The 16,678-nt window shown below is 71.9% G+C and carries 16 protein-coding genes; 6 read left to right on the top strand and 10 right to left on the bottom strand.

The window, feature by feature from the left end:
- The 6 genes from ABD52_RS30660 to ABD52_RS30635 all read right to left on the bottom strand — a co-directional run.
- Positions 1-2,118, bottom strand: a 2,118-nt coding sequence (locus tag ABD52_RS30660; RefSeq protein ID WP_235437604.1) for a glycosyl hydrolase family 28-related protein, incomplete at its 3' end; no start/stop codon positions are given.
- A gap of 149 nt (positions 2,119-2,267) precedes the next feature.
- Positions 2,268-3,893: a glycoside hydrolase family 13 protein gene (locus ABD52_RS30655; RefSeq protein ID WP_047894055.1), complete on the bottom strand. Its 1,626-nt coding sequence runs from the start codon at positions 3,891-3,893 to the stop codon at positions 2,268-2,270.
- 77 nt (positions 3,894-3,970) lie between these two features.
- Positions 3,971-4,858, bottom strand: a complete 888-nt coding sequence (locus tag ABD52_RS30650) for a carbohydrate ABC transporter permease (protein ID WP_047894054.1) — start codon at positions 4,856-4,858, stop codon at positions 3,971-3,973.
- A gap of 3 nt (positions 4,859-4,861) precedes the next feature.
- On the bottom strand, positions 4,862-5,821 hold the full coding sequence (locus ABD52_RS30645) for a carbohydrate ABC transporter permease (protein ID WP_047894053.1): 960 nt from the start codon (positions 5,819-5,821) through the stop codon (positions 4,862-4,864).
- Positions 5,822-5,881: 60 nt separating this feature from the next.
- The gene (locus ABD52_RS30640; protein ID WP_030275156.1) at positions 5,882-7,258 is read right to left on the bottom strand and encodes an ABC transporter substrate-binding protein; all 1,377 of its coding nucleotides are present in this window, start codon (positions 7,256-7,258) and stop codon (positions 5,882-5,884) included.
- A gap of 339 nt (positions 7,259-7,597) precedes the next feature.
- Positions 7,598-8,599, bottom strand: a complete 1,002-nt coding sequence (locus ABD52_RS30635) for a LacI family DNA-binding transcriptional regulator (RefSeq protein WP_013286147.1) — start codon at positions 8,597-8,599, stop codon at positions 7,598-7,600.
- 199 nt (positions 8,600-8,798) lie between these two features.
- Here ABD52_RS30635 and ABD52_RS30630 point away from each other — a divergent pair, with 199 nt between their 5' ends.
- Positions 8,799-10,799 carry a glycosyl hydrolase family 28-related protein gene (locus tag ABD52_RS30630; RefSeq protein WP_200905269.1) on the top strand — a complete coding sequence of 667 codons (2,001 nt, stop codon included), beginning with the start codon at positions 8,799-8,801 and terminating at the stop codon, positions 10,797-10,799.
- Between the two features lie 51 nt (positions 10,800-10,850).
- Here ABD52_RS30630 and ABD52_RS30625 read toward each other — a convergent pair whose 3' ends face one another.
- The 4 genes from ABD52_RS30625 to ABD52_RS30610 form a co-directional block, all read right to left on the bottom strand.
- The gene (locus ABD52_RS30625; protein ID WP_013286145.1) at positions 10,851-11,660 is read right to left on the bottom strand and encodes a SigB/SigF/SigG family RNA polymerase sigma factor; all 810 of its coding nucleotides are present in this window, start codon (positions 11,658-11,660) and stop codon (positions 10,851-10,853) included.
- A gap of 141 nt (positions 11,661-11,801) precedes the next feature.
- Positions 11,802-12,365 (bottom strand): GerMN domain-containing protein, encoded by a 564-nt coding sequence (locus ABD52_RS30620; RefSeq protein ID WP_013286144.1) that lies wholly within the window; start codon positions 12,363-12,365, stop codon positions 11,802-11,804.
- A complete protein-coding gene (locus ABD52_RS30615) occupies positions 12,362-13,711 on the bottom strand; it encodes a cell wall metabolism sensor histidine kinase WalK (protein WP_030273968.1) in 1,350 nt (449 codons plus the stop codon). The genes ABD52_RS30620 and ABD52_RS30615 overlap by 4 nt, the downstream gene beginning before the upstream one ends.
- Positions 13,708-14,382: a response regulator transcription factor gene (locus ABD52_RS30610; protein WP_013286142.1), complete on the bottom strand. Its 675-nt coding sequence runs from the start codon at positions 14,380-14,382 to the stop codon at positions 13,708-13,710. Before ABD52_RS30610 ends, ABD52_RS30615 begins: the two co-directional genes overlap by 4 nt.
- Before the next feature lie 149 nt (positions 14,383-14,531).
- Here ABD52_RS30610 and ABD52_RS30605 point away from each other — a divergent pair, with 149 nt between their 5' ends.
- The 5 genes from ABD52_RS30605 to ABD52_RS30585 form a co-directional block, all read left to right on the top strand.
- Positions 14,532-14,897 carry an STAS domain-containing protein gene (locus ABD52_RS30605; protein ID WP_013476930.1) on the top strand — a complete coding sequence of 122 codons (366 nt, stop codon included), beginning with the start codon at positions 14,532-14,534 and terminating at the stop codon, positions 14,895-14,897.
- A 9-nt stretch (positions 14,898-14,906) separates the two neighbouring features.
- Positions 14,907-15,221 (top strand): GlsB/YeaQ/YmgE family stress response membrane protein, encoded by a 315-nt coding sequence (locus tag ABD52_RS30600; protein ID WP_013286140.1) that lies wholly within the window; start codon positions 14,907-14,909, stop codon positions 15,219-15,221.
- Positions 15,218-15,784: an STAS domain-containing protein gene (locus ABD52_RS30595; RefSeq protein WP_013286139.1), complete on the top strand. Its 567-nt coding sequence runs from the start codon at positions 15,218-15,220 to the stop codon at positions 15,782-15,784. Before ABD52_RS30600 ends, ABD52_RS30595 begins: the two co-directional genes overlap by 4 nt.
- Complete coding sequence (locus ABD52_RS30590; protein ID WP_174361795.1) at positions 15,784-16,068, top strand: BON domain-containing protein; 285 nt, start codon at positions 15,784-15,786, stop codon at positions 16,066-16,068. Before ABD52_RS30595 ends, ABD52_RS30590 begins: the two co-directional genes overlap by 1 nt.
- A gap of 139 nt (positions 16,069-16,207) precedes the next feature.
- Positions 16,208-16,678, top strand: a 471-nt coding sequence (locus tag ABD52_RS30585) for a cellulose-binding domain-containing protein (RefSeq protein WP_047894051.1), incomplete at its 3' end; no start/stop codon positions are given.

Below are 16,678 nucleotides of genomic sequence, written 5' to 3'. Positions count from 1 at the left end.
AGGCCGCTCGGGCTCGCAGTGCTGTTGATCGTGACCACGCTCGTGCTGCGCGCGGTCGACCGGCCCGACGCCGACGAGCCCGGTTTCCTGTCCCCGGTCGCCACCGACGACGTTCCCGCCGGCCGGCGGCGGCGTGGTCGGCGGCGCTGTGGTCGGCGGGGCCGTCGTCGGCGTTGCCGTGGTCGGCGCCGGGCTGGTGGGCGGCGGGCTGGACGGGCCGTTGCCCCACTGCGGCTGCGGCCACGGCCCGCAGTACGGGGTGGGCGTGTACCAGCCCGAGTTGCCGGCGCCCTGGGTGATCTGGAAGCCGCTGCCGACGCAGTTGTGGATCGGGTTGGACTGCGCGATGCCGGTGGCGCGGACGTTGGTGAACCGGACCTGGCTGGGCGCCTGCACCTGGAGCGCGTACGTGCCCGCGCCGTCGATTCGCACGTTGTCGAACGAGATGCCGCTGGTCTGCCCCTCGATCCAGTGCAGCGCCGCGTACGAGCTGTCCAGGATGTCGGTGTCGGTGACGTTGATCGTGGCGCCCTGAATCGGCTCGTTGAGCGCGGAGAACCAGATCGCGCCCACGCCGAACTGCCAGTTGTAGTCGGAGTTGCCGTTGCGGATCAGGGTGTTGCGGGCCACCGTGATGGTGCCGGACACGGCGGTCGGCCCGGTGACGCCCGGATAGCGGTTCGCCACGTGGATGCCGCCGCCGTTGGTGACCGAGTCGGCTGTGACGTTGTCGGCGATGGTGATGTCCCGCCCGCCGTACGTGACCAGGTGGTTGGCCAGGATCGTCACGCCGATGGTGTTGCGGGTGAAGGAGTTGCCGACGTTGGGCACGCTCTGCGCCCACATGGCCAGCGCGTCGTCACCGGTGTTGCGGACGAACGTGTTGGTGACCGTGGAGTTGGTGACGCCCCAGTGGAAGTTCACCCCGTCGGCGGTCTGGTCGAGGATGCGGCTGTTGCGGATGGTGAAGTTGTCCATCGGACCGTCCATCCAGGCGCCGACCTTGGTGTGCTGCAACCACAGGTTGTCCACCACCGAGTTCGTCATCGCGCCACCTATGGCGTTGACCTGGTCCTCGTCGACGCGTTCCCGGATGTCGCCGATGACGGCGAAGTCCCGCAGCGTGACGTTGCGGCTGGGTCCGCCGGCCTCGTGCGGGCGGATCTCGCCGGAGTAGCCGCCGCCCGGCACGTACTTGCCGTAGATGCCGGCGGCGCGCTTGCGGTCGGTGGGGTGCCGGCCGCCGAGCACCGAGTACCAGGGGCCGGCGCCGCGCAGCGTCACGCCGTCGACCACCACGTGGTCCCAGAGCGTGAACGTGCCGGCCGGGATCCACACCGCCCGGCCCTGTGCCTTGCCGGCGTCCACCGCGGCCTGGAACTTCGCCGTCGAGTCGGTGGCGCCGGTGGGGTCGGCGCCGAAGTCGGTCACCACGTCCAGCACGCCGGACGGCTTGGTGATCTGCGCGCCGACCAGCTCGAAGTCGGCCAGGTCGATGGTGAACGTGGGTGACTGGGCGGTCGAGGAGACCTGGAGGCGGATCTTCGTGCCGGCCGGGTACGTGGTGCCGAACATGGTCCGGGTCTCGTCGTAGAAGTGGTGCGGGTTGGTGTCGCCCGGGTTGTTGTTGAACGGGTAGCCGCCGTAGTACCAGCCGTACCGGGAGGTGACCGGCACCGCCTTGACCAGCGCGCCGTTGGCGCGCAGGTCGATGGTGGCGTCGCGGCCGGTGCCGGCGGCGTTGTCCGGCAGGCTGTACCGGAACGTGACCGCGTTGGCCGGGGCGGTGAGCGTGAACTCGACGTACTCGCCGACGGCGTCGAGCGTGACCGCCTCCCGGCCGGACGCCTCGGACGGCAGCGTGCCGTAGCGCCGGTCGGGGCCGATCTTCGTGCCGGTGTGGGCGGCCTGTTCGGCCTCCTGCTCCCGGAACGGCACCGTGGCGCCGCGTCCGGTGATGTCGAACGGGGACAGTCCGGCGGCACGCGCCGGGGCGGCGGTCGTGGTGAGCGCCACGACGACGAGTGTCGAGGCGGCGAGCGCGGCGGCGGCGAGGGCGGCCACGCCGGTGCTGCGGTGGCGGTGCGCGGTGCGGTGCTCGGTGCGGTGCTCGGCCATGCGGGGTGTGCTCCCTTTCGTCGGTGGCCAGATCCCCCCGTGCGGCGTTGCCTCTCCTTCCTCCTCCCCAGGTGTGTCGCGTGGTGGCGGCCGGGACGGGCCGCCGGTGTCGCGGCGCCGGCGGCGGGACGGGACCGCCGGCGCCGCGGTCAGGCCGATCGGGTACGCAGCCAGACCGCGGTGTCCGGTGGCAGCCGGTCGTCGTCGAGTGGGCCGCTGGCCAGCAGCAGCCGGTCGTGCGCGGGCAGCGGCACCGCTGCGTCGCCGAGGTTGACCAGGCAGGTGAAGCCGGGTTCGCGGGCGAACGCGAGCACGCCGTCCGGTGCGGGCAGCCAGGTGAGCGTGCCGTCGCCGAGCGCGGGTTCGGCGCGGCGCAGCGTCAGCGCGGCCCGGTACAGCTCCAGCATCGAGTGCGGATCGCCGGTCTGGGCGCGGACCGTGCGGTCCTTCCAGTCGGCCGGTTGCGGCAGCCACGGCGCGGCAGTCGCGCCGTCGGGGCTGAACCCGAACGGCGGGGTGTCGCCCTGCCAGGGCAGCGGCACCCGGCAGCCGTCGCGGCCGGGGTCGACCCGCCCGGACCGCTCCCACATCGGGTCCTGCCGCAACTCGTACGGGATGTCCTCGACCTCCCAGAGCCCCAGCTCCTCGCCCTGGTAGACGTAGGCGGCGCCAGGCAGTGCGAGGGACAGCAGCGCGGCGGCGCGGGCGCGGCGGGTGCCCAGTTCCAGGTCGGTGGGGATGCCCTCGCGCTTGGCGGCGAAGCTGAACCGGGTGTCGGCGCGGCCGTACCGGGTGACGTGACGGGTGACGTCGTGGTTGGACAGCACCCAGGTGGCCGGCGCGCCGACCGGGGCGTGCGCGGCGAGCGTGCCGTCGATGCTCTCCCGCAGTGACGTGGCGTCCCAGGCGCAGCCGAGGAAGTCGAAGTTGAACGCGGTGTGCAGCTCGTCCGGGCGCAGGTAGTTCGCGAACCGCTGCCGGTCGGGCAGCCACACCTCGCCGACCAGGGCCCGCCCGCCCGGGTACGAGTCGGCGATGCGCCGCCAGGCGCGGTACACGTCGTGCACGCCGTCCTGGTCGCGGAACGGGTGCGGCCGGTCCGGGCGCACCTCGGGCAGCGTGCCGTCCTTGACGAGCAGCCCGGCCGAGTCGATGCGGATGCCGTCCACGCCTCTGTCGAACCAGAAGCGCAGGATGTCCTCGAACTCGGCGCGGACCCGGGGGTGGTCCCAGTTGAGGTCGGGTTGCTGCGGGGCGAACAGGTGCAGGTACCAGTCGCCGGGGGTGCCGTCCGGGTCGGTGGTGCGGGTCCAGGTGGGGCCGCCGAACTCGCCGGTCCAGTCGGTGGGCGGCAGGTCGCCACCCGGTCCCCGGCCGGCGCGGAACCAGAACAGGTCCCGCTCGGGCGCGCCCGGCCCGCCGGCGAGCGCGGCCCGGAACCAGGGGTGCGCGTCGGAGCAGTGGTTGGGCACCACGTCGACGATGCTGCGGATGCCGAGCGCGTGCGCCTCCGCGATCAGTGCCTCCACCTCGGCGAGGGTGCCGAAGACCGGGTCGATGTCGCGGTAGTCGGACACGTCGTAGCCGGCGTCGGCCATCGGCGACGGGTACCAGGGGCTGAACCAGATGGCGTCGACGCCGAGCGCGGCGAGGTGATCCAGGCGGGACCGGATGCCGGCGACGTCGCCGATCCCGTCGCCGTCGCCGTCGGCGAAGCTGCGCGGATAGACCTGGTAGATCACCGCGGAGCGCCACCACGGGCTGTTGTCGGCCATGGACACGGGCACCTGCTTTCTGCGGGTCGGTTCTGCTGCGGCGGGCTCGCGGCCCGGGTGCGGGCGGTGGCGCGGGGTCAGCCCTTGAGGCCGCCTGTGGTCAGGCCGGACATGATGTTGCGCTGGAAGATCAGGAACAGCACGACTGTGGGGATCGCGGCGATCACCGACGCGGCGATGACCACGTTCATCGGGGTGCCGCCGGCGAAGGCGTAGATGCCGACGCTGACGGTCCGCGTCTCCGGCGACGGCATGACCAGCTTCGGCCAGAGGAAGTCCTTCCAGACCGCCGTCACCGCGAAGATCGCCACGACGCCGAGGATCGGGCGGGACATCGGCAGGACGATCGACCAGAGCGTGCGCAGCGGGGTGGCGCCGTCCATCACGGCGGCTGCCATCAGGTCCTCCGGGATCGAGTCGAAGAACCGTTTCAGCAGGAAGATGTTGAACGCGTTCGCCACCAGCGGCAGCCAGATCGCGAACGGCGAGTCGAGCAGGTTGACGTGCACGATCGGCAGGTCGATCACCGTGACGTACTGCGGGACGATCAGCACCATCGCCGGGATCATCAGCGTCGCCAGCATCATGCCGAGGATCAGCTTGCCCAGCACCGGGCGCAGCTTCGACAACGCGTACGCCGCCGCGGTGTCGAGGACGAGCTGGAACACCACCGCGCCGGTGGCGTAGTAGAACGTGTTGAACAGCAGCTTCGCGAGATCCAGGTTGTTCCAGGCGTCGACGTAGTTGCCCGGCTGCGGGTCGCGCGGGAACAGCGACGGCGGCGTCTGGGCGATCTCCTGGCCGGACTTCAGCGCGCCGGTGACCATCCAGTACAGCGGGCCGAGGAACACCAGCGTGAACCCGGCCACGACCACGGAGAGCACGAGCCAGTAGAGGACGCGGCTGCGACCGCGCCGCAGCTGGGCGTGGGAGACGAGGGTACGGGTGGTGAGGTCGGCGGCCATGTCCTAGTCCTGTCTCGCGGTCAGTCGCAGGTAGACGGCGGAGAACCCGGCCAGCACCACCAGCATGATCACGCCGAGCGCGGCGGCGCCGTTGAGGTCGTTCTGGAAGAACCCGTGCTGGTAGATCAGGTACGCCACGGAGGTCGCCGAGTCCTGCGTACCGGCGCCGTTGGCGAGGATCAGCGGCTCGATGAACAGCTGCATGGTGGCGACGATCTGGAGCATCGCCAGCAGCGCGAGGATCAGCCGGGTCTGCGGGACCGTCACGTGCAGGATTCGCCGCCACACCCCGGCACCGTCGATCTCGGCGGCCTCGTACAGCTCGCCGGGGATGTTCTGCAGCGCGGCCAGGTAGATCAGCACGGCGCCGCCCATGTTCATCCAGGTCGACGCGATCACCATGGCCGGCATCGTCATCGTGGGCGACTGCATCCACTCCGACGTGGGCAGTCCCAGCGCGGTGAGGATCGCGTTGAACAGCCCCGCCTCGCTCGGGTCGTACGCGTAGAACTTGAACAGGAACAGCGCGGACGCCGGCGGCAGCATCACCGGCAGGTAGACGAGCACCCGCAGGTAGCCCTTCGCGTGGCGCAGCTCGTTGAGCAGGATCGCCACGAAGAACGGCACCAGGTAGCCGAGGACGAGCGCCAGGCCGGTGAAGACGAACGTGTTCTTCCAGGCGGTCCAGAAGCTCGGATCGGCGATGATCCGGCTGTAGTTGTCCCAGCCCACCCAGGTGGTCTCACCGCGGCGGGTGCGCTGGAAGCTCATCACGACGCCGCGGACCATCGGGTACCAGGAGAAGACGGCGAAGCAGACGACAGCGCCGATGAGGAACGCGTGCCCGGTGAGGTTGTCCCGGACCTTGCGGCCGAGTCCGGCGCGGCGTCCGGCGGTACGCGACGGCTTCGGCGCGGCGGGGCCGGGACGGCGGGTGGCACCGGGGGCGGTGGTGAGCGCCAAGGCGACTCCTGCGGTGCTCGGGGAGGTGGGGCCGGTGCGCCGGCCCCACCTCCGGTCGGGTCAGCTCTGCGCGGCCAGAAGCTGGTTGACCTTGTCCTCGGCGGTCTTGAGCAGCGCGTCGATGTTCGCGTTCGGGTTGGTCAGCACCCCGGACATCGCGGCGTCGAGCACCGCGTAGACGGCCTGGGCGTTGCGCGGCTCCCCCTTGATCGGCACCGGGTTGGCCTCGAAGACCGCGAAGTTGGTGGTGTCCACGTTCGCGTTGGCCTTGCGCAGCTCCAGTTCCTGCTTCTGCGCGTCGCTGCCGTTCGTGAACAGCAGCGGCTGGGGCAGGCCGACCGGGTAGTTCTGCGGCTTGGCGCGCACGTAGTCGAACTGGCCCTTGCCAGGGGTCAGCTTCTGGTAGGCGAGCCACTTCAGACCGGCCTTGACCTGCTCCGGGCTCAGGCCCTTCTTGAAGAAGTAACCCTCGCCGCCGCCGAGCGTGGCCTTGGCCGGCCCGTCCTGGCCGGGCAGCGGACCCATCGCCCAGTCCTGGTACTTGCCCTGGAACTGGCTCACGATCGCCTGGGTCGCGTCCGGCGCGCCGATGAACATGCCGACCTTGCCGGCGCCGGCGTTGGTGAGCAGGTCACCCCACTGGAGCAGCTGCCGGCTGCCCATGCTGTTGTCGCCGTACCGCATGTCCTTGAGGTTCTGCAGGACCTGCTTGCCCATCGCGTTGTTGAAGTCGGCCTTCTTGCCGTCGGCGCTGAGCACCTGGCCGCCCTGGGAGTAGAGCAGCGAGGTGAAGTGCCAGCCGCCGGTGTTGCCGGCGCTGTACTCGGCGTACCCGGCGATGCCGTCGCCGAGCGCGGAGATCTTCTTGGCCGCGGCCCGCACCTCGGGCCAGGTCTTCGGCGGGTTGTTCACGTCGAGCCCGGCCCGCTGGAACAGCGCCTTGTTGTAGATCAGGCCCATCGAGTAGTTCTTCACCGGTACGGCGTAGAGCTTGCCGCCGTCGGTGAAGACCTCCTTCAGCGCCGGGTCGACGCTGTCCCAGGTGGGGATGGTGTCCTTGGTGGCGTACTGGCCGATGTCCATCGCCTGACCGGAGTCCAGCACCTGCTGCAGGTCGGTCATGTAGCCGTAGAACACGTCGGTGACGGTGCCGCCGGCGAGGCGGGCGGTGAAGTCCGGCGGGTTGTTGCACTGCTCGCCGACGCTGACGCTCTTGACGACGATGTCCGGGTTCTGCCGCTGGAACTCGGCGACGTCGTCGTTCCAGTTCTTCAACAGTTCCTTCTGCGCGCCGACCGGCTGGCAGTCGACGGTGATGGTGACCTTGCCGCCGGCGTCGCTGCTGTCGTCGCTCTTGGTGGAGCACGCCGCAAGGCTGAGCCCGAGGCCGGCCGCGAGCGCGAGCGCCGCGACCTTCCGATACTGCGGTACGGACATCTGTCCATCCCTTCGGGAACGGGTGTATCCATGGCCTTCACTGATGTGCGGTGACCGCGCGGCTGCCCTCAGGTGGTGGAACGGCAACCGGCGCGCGCCCTGCCTCCGGAAACCGCGCCCCGGGTCAGGTGTGAGTGGAGTCACTGTAGCGACGCGAACCGAACTCAGCAAGATGCGGACGCAAGAATGCAAGAACTCGACTGCGGCGCGGGCCGTCCGTCGATCTTGGAGTTGTGGCACCTCAGATAACGGAAGTAGGCCGCATTCCGGGCGCCATTACTCCAAGATCGACGGACGTGGCGCGGCGGGGCAGGGCGAGGCGGCGGAAGCCGCCGGGGGTCAGCGGCGAGGGGCGGGGGCGGTGGAGCCGCGTACCACCAGCTCGGGCTCGAACAGCAGCTCGTCGTGCAGCACGCCGGCGCCCTCGATCTGGGTCACCAGGAGGTCCACAGCGGCCTGGCCCATCGTCTCGATCGGCTGCCGCACAGTGGTCAGCGGCGGATCGGTGCAGGTCATGAACGCCGAGTCGTCGAAGCCGACCACCGAGACGTCGGCCGGTACGGCGCAGCCCAGGCGGCGGGCGGCCCGGATGGTGCCCAGCGCCAGCACGTCGCTGGCGCAGACGATCCCGGTGGCGCCGCGCTCGATCAGCTTCGTGGCCGCGACCCGCGCCCCCTCCATGGAGAAGCTGGACCGCTCCACCAGGGACCGGTCCTCGCCCCAGCCGGCCGCCCGGACCATGGCGTCGAGCTTGCGGCGCGAGGGCACGTGGTCGGCCGGGCCGAGCACCATGCCGATCCGCTCGTGGCCGAGGGAGCGCAGGTGCCCGTACGCCTGCTCGACGGCGACCGCGTCATCAGTGGACACCCGCGGGAAGCCCAGCTCCTCGACGCCGGCGTTGACGAGCACCACGGGCAGGCCACGGTCGGTCAGGCGCCGGTAGTGCTCGTGCGAGGCGTCGGCGAGGGCATACGAGCCACCGGCGAAGATGACGCCGCTGACCTGGTGGTCGAGCAGCATCTCCACGTATCCGGACTCCGGCACGCCGCCGATGGTGCGGGCGCAGAGCGCCGGGGTGAAGCCGCGCTGGGCGAGGGAGCCGGTGACCACCTCGGCCAGGGCCGGGAAGATCGGGTTCTGCAACTCCGGCAGCACCAGGCCGACCAGGCGGGCACGCTCGCCGCGCAGTTTCGTCGGGCGCTCGTATCCGAGCACGTCGAGGGCGGTCAGCACGGCGGTCCGGGTCGCCTCGGACACGCCGCCGCGGCCGTTGAGCACCCGGCTCACGGTCGCCTCGCTGACGCCCGCCTTGCGGGCCACCTCGGTCAGGCGCTTCGTCACGGCGGCAATCGTACGTCGGATTCTTGCAAGAAATGAACAGCCGAAGTGGTCGGTTCTTGCCGCGTGCGGAGGCAAGCGGTCCGAAAGATGCGAGCAGATTGATGCTTGAAAGGCAACAGAGCACCGGAATAACATGAGGAACCTTGTCGATGGCCTGCGCCGCCGAGGCCACCCGTCCCCCGAGAAAGTGGGTGCTCCGATGTCGCGGAGCGTGCCGAGGATCCTCGCGGCGGCGCTCGTCGCCGCCGCCCTGCTCGTACCGCCCGGTGCCGCCACTGCGGGCCCGCCGCGCGGACCGGCTCCCGTGGTGACCCGCGCCGGGCTCGACCCCGCGCTCGTCGCCGGTCGCGGTGCGACTGTGGACTACGTCGAACAGGAGGCGGAACACGGCCGGACCACCGGCGCCATGATCGGGCCGGACCGGTCGGCGTACACACTCGCCGGTGAGGCGTCCGGCCGCCGGGCCGTACGCCTGCTGCCCGGCCAGTACGTCGAACTCACGCTCCCCCGGGCCACGAACGCGCTGACCGTGCGCTACAGCATCCCGGACGCGCCGGGCGGCGGCGGGATCACCGCGCCGCTGCGGGTGTCAGTCGGGCACGCGCCCGCCCGCACCATGACGCTGACCTCGCAGTACGCCTGGCTCTACAACCAGTACCCGTTCACAAACGATCCCGGCGCCGACCTGCTGCACCCGGACTGGTGGATCACCGAGTGCTCCTGCGTCCCGGCCGCCACCACGCCCGCGCCGGTGATCAGCAAGCCGTTCCGGCCGCACCACTTCTACGACGAGCAGCGCCTGCTGCTCGGCCGTACCCATCGGGCCGGCGAGGTGGTCCGGCTGACCGCGCCGCGCGGTACGGCCGCCGCGTGGACGGTGATCGACCTGGTGGACGCGCACCTGGTCGCGCCGCCCCGCGTGGTCCCCCGCGCGGTGAACGCGCTGTCCTTCGGCGCCGACCCGACCGGCCGCCGGGAGTCCGCCGACGCGTTCGACCGCGCGATCGCGTACGCCCGCCGGGTGGACCGCCCGCTTTACCTGCCGCCGGGCACCTACCAGGTCAACCGGCACATAATCGTCGACGACGTGACGATCGCCGGGGCCGGGAGCTGGTACACGATCGTGCCTGGGCGCGAGGTCGCCCTGGACACCCCGGCGCCCGACGGCTCCCGCCACACGGGTGTCGGCTTCTACGGCCGCGACGCCGCCGACGGCGGCAGCAGCGACGTGCACCTGTCCGGTTTCGCGATCGAGGGCGACGTGCGGGAGCGGATCGACACCGACCAGGTGAACGCCGTCGGCGGGGCGCTGAACCACAGCACCATCGACGGCCTCTACCTGCACCACACGAAGGTCGGCATGTGGTTCGACGGGCCGATGACCGGCCTGCGGGTCACGAACACGGTGATCGCCGACCAGATCGCCGACGGGCTGAACTTCCACACCGGCGTCACGCACTCGTCGGTGACGAACTCGGTGGTCCGCAACAGCGGCGACGACGCGCTGGCGATGTGGTCGGAGGGTACGGCGAACGCGTCGAACACGTTCGCCTACAACACGGTGCAGTCGCCGGTGCTCGCCAACGGCATCGCGCTGTACGGCGGCACCGACCTGACCGTCGCGCACAACCTGATCGCCGACCCGGTACGCGAGGGCAGCGCGATCCAGGTGGGCTCCCGGTTCGGGGCCGAGCCGTTCACCGGCCGACTGCGGATCACCGGCAACACCACTGTGCGGGCCGGCACGTACGACCTGAACTGGAACATCGGCCTCGGCGCGATCTGGTTCTACGCGCTGGACCGCAGCATCGACGCCGCCGACATCCAGGTGACCGGCGACGCGTACCTGGACAGCACCTACAACGCGATCATGCTGGTCAGCGACTGGCCGGTGAAGGACAGCGTCCGCATCGACAACGTCCGCTTCCGCGACATCCGGGTCGACGGCACCGGCACGTCGGTGGTCAGCGCGCGTACGGCGGGCGGGGCGAGCTTCGCGAACGTCGACGCCCGCAACGTGGGCGCGGTCGGCGTGAACAACTGCGGGTCGTTCCACTTCACACCCGCCGGGTCGGAGTTCGCCCTGACCGATCTGGGTGGCAACGACGGCGGGTGGCTGGCCCCGTGGCTGCTGCCGAACACCATCACCTGCGACGACCGGCCGCCGGTGGTGCCGCCGCCCCCGCCCTCGCGCTGGTGACACGACGCGACCCCCGCCGGACGGGCCGGCGGGGGTCGCGTCAAGGGTCGATCAGGCCTCGGTGAGCTGGCCGCGCAGCTTGGTCAGGGCGCGGGCGAGCAGCCGGGACACGTGCATCTGGGAGACACCGACCCGGGCGGCGATCTCGCTCTGGGTCAGGTTGCCGTAGAAGCGGAGCGTGAGGATCTTCTGCTCCCGCTCGTCGAGCGTGGCGAGCGCCGGGCCGAGCGAGGCGCGCAGGTCGGCCAGCTCGTACTCGTTGTCCTCGGTGCCGAGCGTGTCGCCCAGCTCGGTGGCGCTGTCGCCGTCGCCGATCGGGGTGGACAGCGAGACCGCGTTGTACGCGCGGGCGCCCTCCAGGCCCTCCAGCACCTCTTCCTCGGTGACGTCGAGGTGGGCGGCGATGTCGGCGACGGTCGGGGCCCGGTTGAGCGTCTGGGTCAGCGTGCTGTTGGCCTCGGAGATGCGCAGCCGCAGCTCCTGGAGGCGCCGCGGAACCCGGATGTTCCAGGTGCGGTCGCGGAAGTGCCGCTTGATCTCGCCGAGGATGGTCGGGATGGCGAAGCCGGCGAAGTCGACACCGCGCGAGGCGTCGAACCGGTCCACCGCCTTGATCAGGCCCAGCGCCGCGGTCTGGGCCAGGTCACCGGCCGGCTCGCCGCGACCGCTGTAGCGGGCGGCCAGGTGGTTCGCCAGCGGCAGCCACGCCTCGATGACCTGGTTGCGCAGGGCGGCCCGCTGCGGGTGGTCGGCCGGCAGTGCGGCGAGCGCCGCGATCAGCTCGCTGGCGCGGGTCTCCTCGCCCGTCTGCGGCGCGCGGTGCACCTCGGTGGCGGTCGATCCCATGGTCATCGTGGTCATGCTGCCCTTCCTGTCCTCGGAGAACGGGTGGCCTCCCACACCGGTCGTGCCAGCCACACTAGACCAAAGGTCACCACCAAATCAACCGAACGGACGATGGAGATTTCGGTTCATATACGGACACAGCGGCAAGGAAGGGTGTCAGCGAGGTAACAGCGGCCGGTAGTCGGCGGCGGTGAGCGGCAGCGCGGAGAGGCTCCCGTCCGCGCGTGGCACCTCCAGCGGCTGACCGTCCCGGCGGAAGGCCACGCTGAACACGTCGGGCCGCTGAGTGAGGCTGCACACGATCTGCCCGAAGGCCAGCACCTCGTCGTTGCGGCCGGTCTCCTCCCCGGCCTGGCGTACGTCGACCGTGGCGAGCGTGCCGGCCAGCGTCGCCCCGGCCACCGCGACCGTGCCGGGCAGCGCCGTGGCCAGTCCCTGACGGCGCTCGCCGCCGTCCGGACCGGCCAGCAGGTGCTGGAGGTGCGCATCCACCTCCGGCAGCCCGTCCACCCGGCGCTTGACCACGACCAGCCCGTCGTCCCGGACGAAGCAGAACGGCTCGTCCACCCGCCCGTCGCCGTCGGCGGTCGAGGACACCGTGGGGGTGGGGAACGCGCCCGGTGGCGTCTGCACCAGGCGGGGCTCGTCGTCCACCGGCACCCCGCAGCCGGCCAGCAGCACGGCCGCGAGCAGGGCGGGCAGGAGCCGCCGGCGGCTCATCGCAGCGCTCCGGGCAGCTCGACCCGGAACCGGGCGCCGGGCTCGCGGTCCAGCACCGCGGCCGTACCGCCGTGCGCGGCGGCGTGCTGCGCCACAAGCGCGAGCCCGAGACCGGTGCCGTCGGTGCCGGCCCGGTCGTGCGCCGCCCGCCCCCGCACGAACCGGTCGAAGATGATCTCGCGGTCACCGGGCGGTACACCCGGACCGTCGTCGTCGACCTCCAGCACGCCCACGCCGTCGCTCCCGCCGAGGCGTACGGCGACCGGCCCGCCGCCGTACCGCTCGGCGTTCTCCACCAGGTTCAGCAGCGTCTGGGCGAACCGGCGCCGGTCGACCCACCACAGGCGCGGGGCGTCACCCTCGACCGTCACCAGGCTCTCCGGCAGCGACCGCTCCCGGCAGACGGTCCGGGCCAGCTCCAGCACGTCGACCGTCTCGCGGTGCGCCGGCTGCTCGGTGCGGGCAAGCTGGATGAGATCGTCGACCAGGCGCTGGAACCGGGTCACCTCGTCGGCGACCAGGCCCGCCGCGGTCGCGGTGCGTTCGTCCTGGTGCTCCCGGCGGCGGTGGAGCACGCTCGCGGCGGCGGCCAGGGTCTGCAACGGCGAGCGCAGCTCGTGGCTCACGTCGGCGGCGAAGCGCCGGTCCCGCTCGATGCGGTGCACCAGCTTGTCGACCATCTCGTTGAACGAGCTGGACAGGCGGGTGAGGTCGGGATCGGTGGTCGGGTCGAGCCGGGTGGCGAAGTCGCCGGCCGCGATCCGTTCCGCCGCGTCGGCGACCGCGGTGAGCGGCCGCAGGCTGTGCCGGGTGGCGTACCAGCCGAGCGCCGCGCCCGCCCCGGCGACCATGATCGCCACGGCGATCAGTGCCAGGCCCACCACCTGGAACGTCTCCTCGACCTCCCGCAGCGAGGTCAGCTCGTAGTAGCCGAGCGCGCCGGGCAGCGGCACGCCGACAAGCAGCACGGGCTGCCCGTCGAGCCGGATCCGCTGCACCGCGGGCTTGCCGTCGGCCACCACGCGCTGCAACTCCACCGGCACCGAGCTGGCGCCCACGTCCGCGGTACGGGCGTACCAGCCGTCGGGCAGGTGCAGCAGCGGGCGGCGCGCGCTGCCGGTGTCGAGCGAGCGCAGCACGGCCACCACGTCCGGGGTGCCGGTGTCCAGGCCGGAGCGGACCACGGCGGCGTCGTAGTAGGCGGCCCGTACCGCGGTGCGCTCCCGCTCGTCGAGCAGCGAGCGCCGGGTCAGGTCGTACGAGAAGAGGGCCATCAGCGCGGACAGCAGCAACGCTCCGACGGCGAACGCCGCGGTGACCCGGGCGCGCAGGCCGGGCCGGGTCATCGCTGGAGCTTGTAGCCGAGGCCGCGCAGCGTGACCAGGTGGCGCGGGTTGGCCGGGTCGGATTCGATCTTCTGCCGCAGCCGGCCCACGTGCACGTCGACGAGCCGCTCGTCGCCGGTCTCGTAGCCCCAGACCCGGCTGAGCAGCTGCTGGCGCGACAGCACCCGCCCGGCGTGCTCGGCCAGCTCGCAGAGCAGCCGGAACTCGGTGCGGGTGACAGGCACCGGCTGTCCCGAGCGCCGCACCTCGCCGGCCTCCGCGCTGATCTCCAGGTCGCCGAAGAACTGGGCGGGCACCGGCCCGGCCACCGTGCGTACGCGCCGGCGCAGCGCCCGCAGCCGGGCGGACAGCTCCTTGATCGCGACCGGCTTCACCACGTAGTCGTCGGCGCCCGCCTCCAGCGCGGCGACGATGTCGTGGGTGTCGTCGCGGGCGCTGATCACCACGACCGGCACGTCGTCGTCGCGGCGCAGCTGACGGATGCAGTCGAACCCGTTCATGCCGGGCAGCATCAGGTCGACGAGCACGTAGTCCGCCGGCTTCTCCCGCTGCCGGCGCAGGCCGTCCTCGGCGGTCGGCGCGCCGTACGCCTCGTAGCCCTCCTCCTCCAGGGCGAGCTGCAGCGCGAGCCGGATGCGGTCGTCGTCCTCGATCACCAGTACGGCCGTCATATGGGCATCATGACCGGCCCGGCACGGGTCGCCCAATCGCGTGGGCCGTTCGTGGTTTTTGTCATCGAACCGTCATACAACCGTCCGGTGACCTCCAAGATCCCTGCGCAGAGTGGGGTCTGACCCGATCCCACCACGGAAGCGACCAGATGCCTGCCAGCCTGCCGTCCCCGCCGGAGTCCGCCGTGCCGCACGTGCGCGTGGACATCACCGACGAGCTGGACCTCGCCGGGCTGCCCGAGGTCGCCCACGTGCTGGACCGCATCCTCGCGCTACGGCCCCGCGAGCTGACGATCGACCTCGCCGGGTGCCGGCATGTGGACGCCGCCGCCGTCGCGCTGCTGCTGGACGTGCACCGCCGGCTGGCGCGGCAGGGCGGCCTGCTCACGCTGAGCAATCCACATCCGCGGATCCGGCGCATCCTGGAGAACTCCGGGCTCGGCGCCGTACCCGTCGTCGACACGCCCCGTCCGGCCGCCCGCGGCCGGGCCCGGGTCGCGTCCGCATCACGCTGAGGAGGAGTGGTGACCGGCAGCACGCTCGTCGGAGCGCTCGTGGTGGGTCTGGCCGTCGGCGGGCTGGGACGCCTCGTCCTGCCGGGGCGCAAGGCCGTCCCGGTGTGGCTGACACTCGCGCTCGGCGTGGCGTCCGCGCTGCTCGGCGCGATCGTGGTCGGGCTGGTGGACCACCGCACCGACGGATCGCCCGTGCTGCCGCTGATGGTGCAGACCGGCTTCGCCGCCGTGGCGGTCGTGCTGGCGGTGGTCGCCGCGGGCCGGCCGGAGGCGGAGGGGCAGACGCCGCCCGGTACGGGCGGCCGGCGGAAGGAGGAGGTGTGACCGTCGTTCCCGCGGACCACCTCATGATGCTCATCTGCGACGCCTGCGGCGACAGCGTCACCGGCACCGGCGCCACGCTGCCCGACGCCGAGGTGGTGTGGACGCTCGTGTTCGAGCACGACTGGGTCGGCTCGCCGTTCGCGTCCGGACCGCATCACTGCCCCCGGTGCAGCGCCCGGGCGGCCATCGCCGACGACGGTCTGGGCCTGGACGAGCTGGAACAGGTCGCCGGCACCCCGGCCGCCCACGACCTCGACCCGGCCACGGCGGTCCGCCGCGCTCTCGACGAGCGTTCCCTCCGCGACGACATGGAGCTGGTCGACCTGTCCGGCCTGGAGGTGATCGACTCCGCCGGGCTCAGCCTGCTGGTGCGCGCACACCAGGACGCCCGGCGCGACGGCCGCCGGCTGTGCCTGCTGTCCCCGTCGCGGTTCGTGCTCACCGTGCTGCACACCATGCGGCTCGACGGCGTCTTCACAGTCGTCGACGGCCGCGTCCCGGCGCCGGGCCCCGCAACCCGGCAACCGGTCCTGACCGAACAGAAGGAGCCCTCCCCGTGGTGATGCCCTGGCCGTACCCCGAGTTCCCGTACACCGGCGGCGGACCGGAGCCCGACGACGCGGACGCCCGGCTCGCGTCGCTCGTCGCGCAGCGGCTCAGCGCCGACTGGACCACCCGCCGGCAGCAGATCACAGTGACCGTGCAGAACCGCGTGGTCATCCTCGCCGGCCTGGTGGCCGACCCGGAGACGCGCCTGGTCGCCGCCGAGCTGGCCTGGGACGTGCCGGGTGTGTTCGACGTCTGCAACGCGCTGCGGCTCTACGGCGGGCGGCGCGGCGGCCGCTGAGCGGCGACTGTTGCACGCATCGGCATCCACCTCTACGCTCGGCCGTGGGAGCGCTCCCCCAGGCCGCCGCGTCGGGCTTTCCGGGCAGGTTCACGACGGGCACCGTCCGTTCACCATCCAGACGATGGGACCTTCCCGCATGTTCTCGATTCCCCGCCCGTCCCGGCGGCACCTGCTCGTCGGCGGCGCGGTCGGCGCGCTCGCGCTGGCGGCGACGGCCGTCCTGCCCTCGCCGGACGCGATGGCGGCGACCGGCTGCGCCGTCACCTACACCACCAACTCCTGGCAAGGCGGCTTCACCGCGACAGTGGCGGTGCGCAACCTCGGCGACCCGGTGAGCAACTGGACGCTGGGCTTCACCTTCCCCGACGGCGGCCAGCGCGTGGTCCAGGGCTGGTCGGCCACCTGGCAGCAGAGCGGCTCGGCGGTCACCGCGCGCAGCCTGGACTACAACGGCGCGCTCGGCACCGGCGCGAGCACCACGATCGGCTTCAACGGCTCGTGGACCGGGTCGAACCCGAGCCCCACGTCGTTCACGCTCAACGGCACGGTCTGCACCGGCGGCACGAGCACCCCGCCGCCGGTGCAGACCGTGCCGTTGAGCGTGAAC

The sequence above is a fragment of the Micromonospora sp. RV43 genome (genome assembly GCF_001029515.1).
Taxonomy (GTDB): Bacteria; Actinomycetota; Actinomycetes; order Mycobacteriales; family Micromonosporaceae; genus Micromonospora; species Micromonospora aurantiaca.
The sequence above is the reverse complement of the archived record's forward strand: the minus strand, read 5'-3'. Positions and strand labels throughout refer to the sequence as shown.

Excerpts from the sequence above, each read along its gene's own strand:
- ABD52_RS30650 (WP_047894054.1), bottom strand. The coding sequence starts at position 4,858 with ATGGCCGCCGACCTCACCACCCGTACCCTCGTCTCCCACGCCCAGCTG.
- ABD52_RS30620 (WP_013286144.1), bottom strand. The coding sequence starts at position 12,365 with ATGAGCCGCCGGCGGCTCCTGCCCGCCCTGCTCGCGGCCGTGCTGCTG.
- ABD52_RS30615 (WP_030273968.1), bottom strand. The coding sequence starts at position 13,711 with ATGACCCGGCCCGGCCTGCGCGCCCGGGTCACCGCGGCGTTCGCCGTC.
- ABD52_RS30605 (WP_013476930.1), top strand. The coding sequence starts at position 14,532 with ATGCCTGCCAGCCTGCCGTCCCCGCCGGAGTCCGCCGTGCCGCACGTG.
- ABD52_RS30655 (WP_047894055.1), bottom strand. The coding sequence starts at position 3,893 with ATGGCCGACAACAGCCCGTGGTGGCGCTCCGCGGTGATCTACCAGGTC.
- ABD52_RS30640 (WP_030275156.1), bottom strand. The coding sequence starts at position 7,258 with ATGTCCGTACCGCAGTATCGGAAGGTCGCGGCGCTCGCGCTCGCGGCC.
- ABD52_RS30610 (WP_013286142.1), bottom strand. The coding sequence starts at position 14,382 with ATGACGGCCGTACTGGTGATCGAGGACGACGACCGCATCCGGCTCGCG.
- ABD52_RS30630 (WP_200905269.1), top strand. The coding sequence starts at position 8,799 with ATGTCGCGGAGCGTGCCGAGGATCCTCGCGGCGGCGCTCGTCGCCGCC.
- ABD52_RS30590 (WP_174361795.1), top strand. The coding sequence starts at position 15,784 with ATGCCCTGGCCGTACCCCGAGTTCCCGTACACCGGCGGCGGACCGGAG.
- ABD52_RS30625 (WP_013286145.1), bottom strand. The coding sequence starts at position 11,660 with ATGACCACGATGACCATGGGATCGACCGCCACCGAGGTGCACCGCGCG.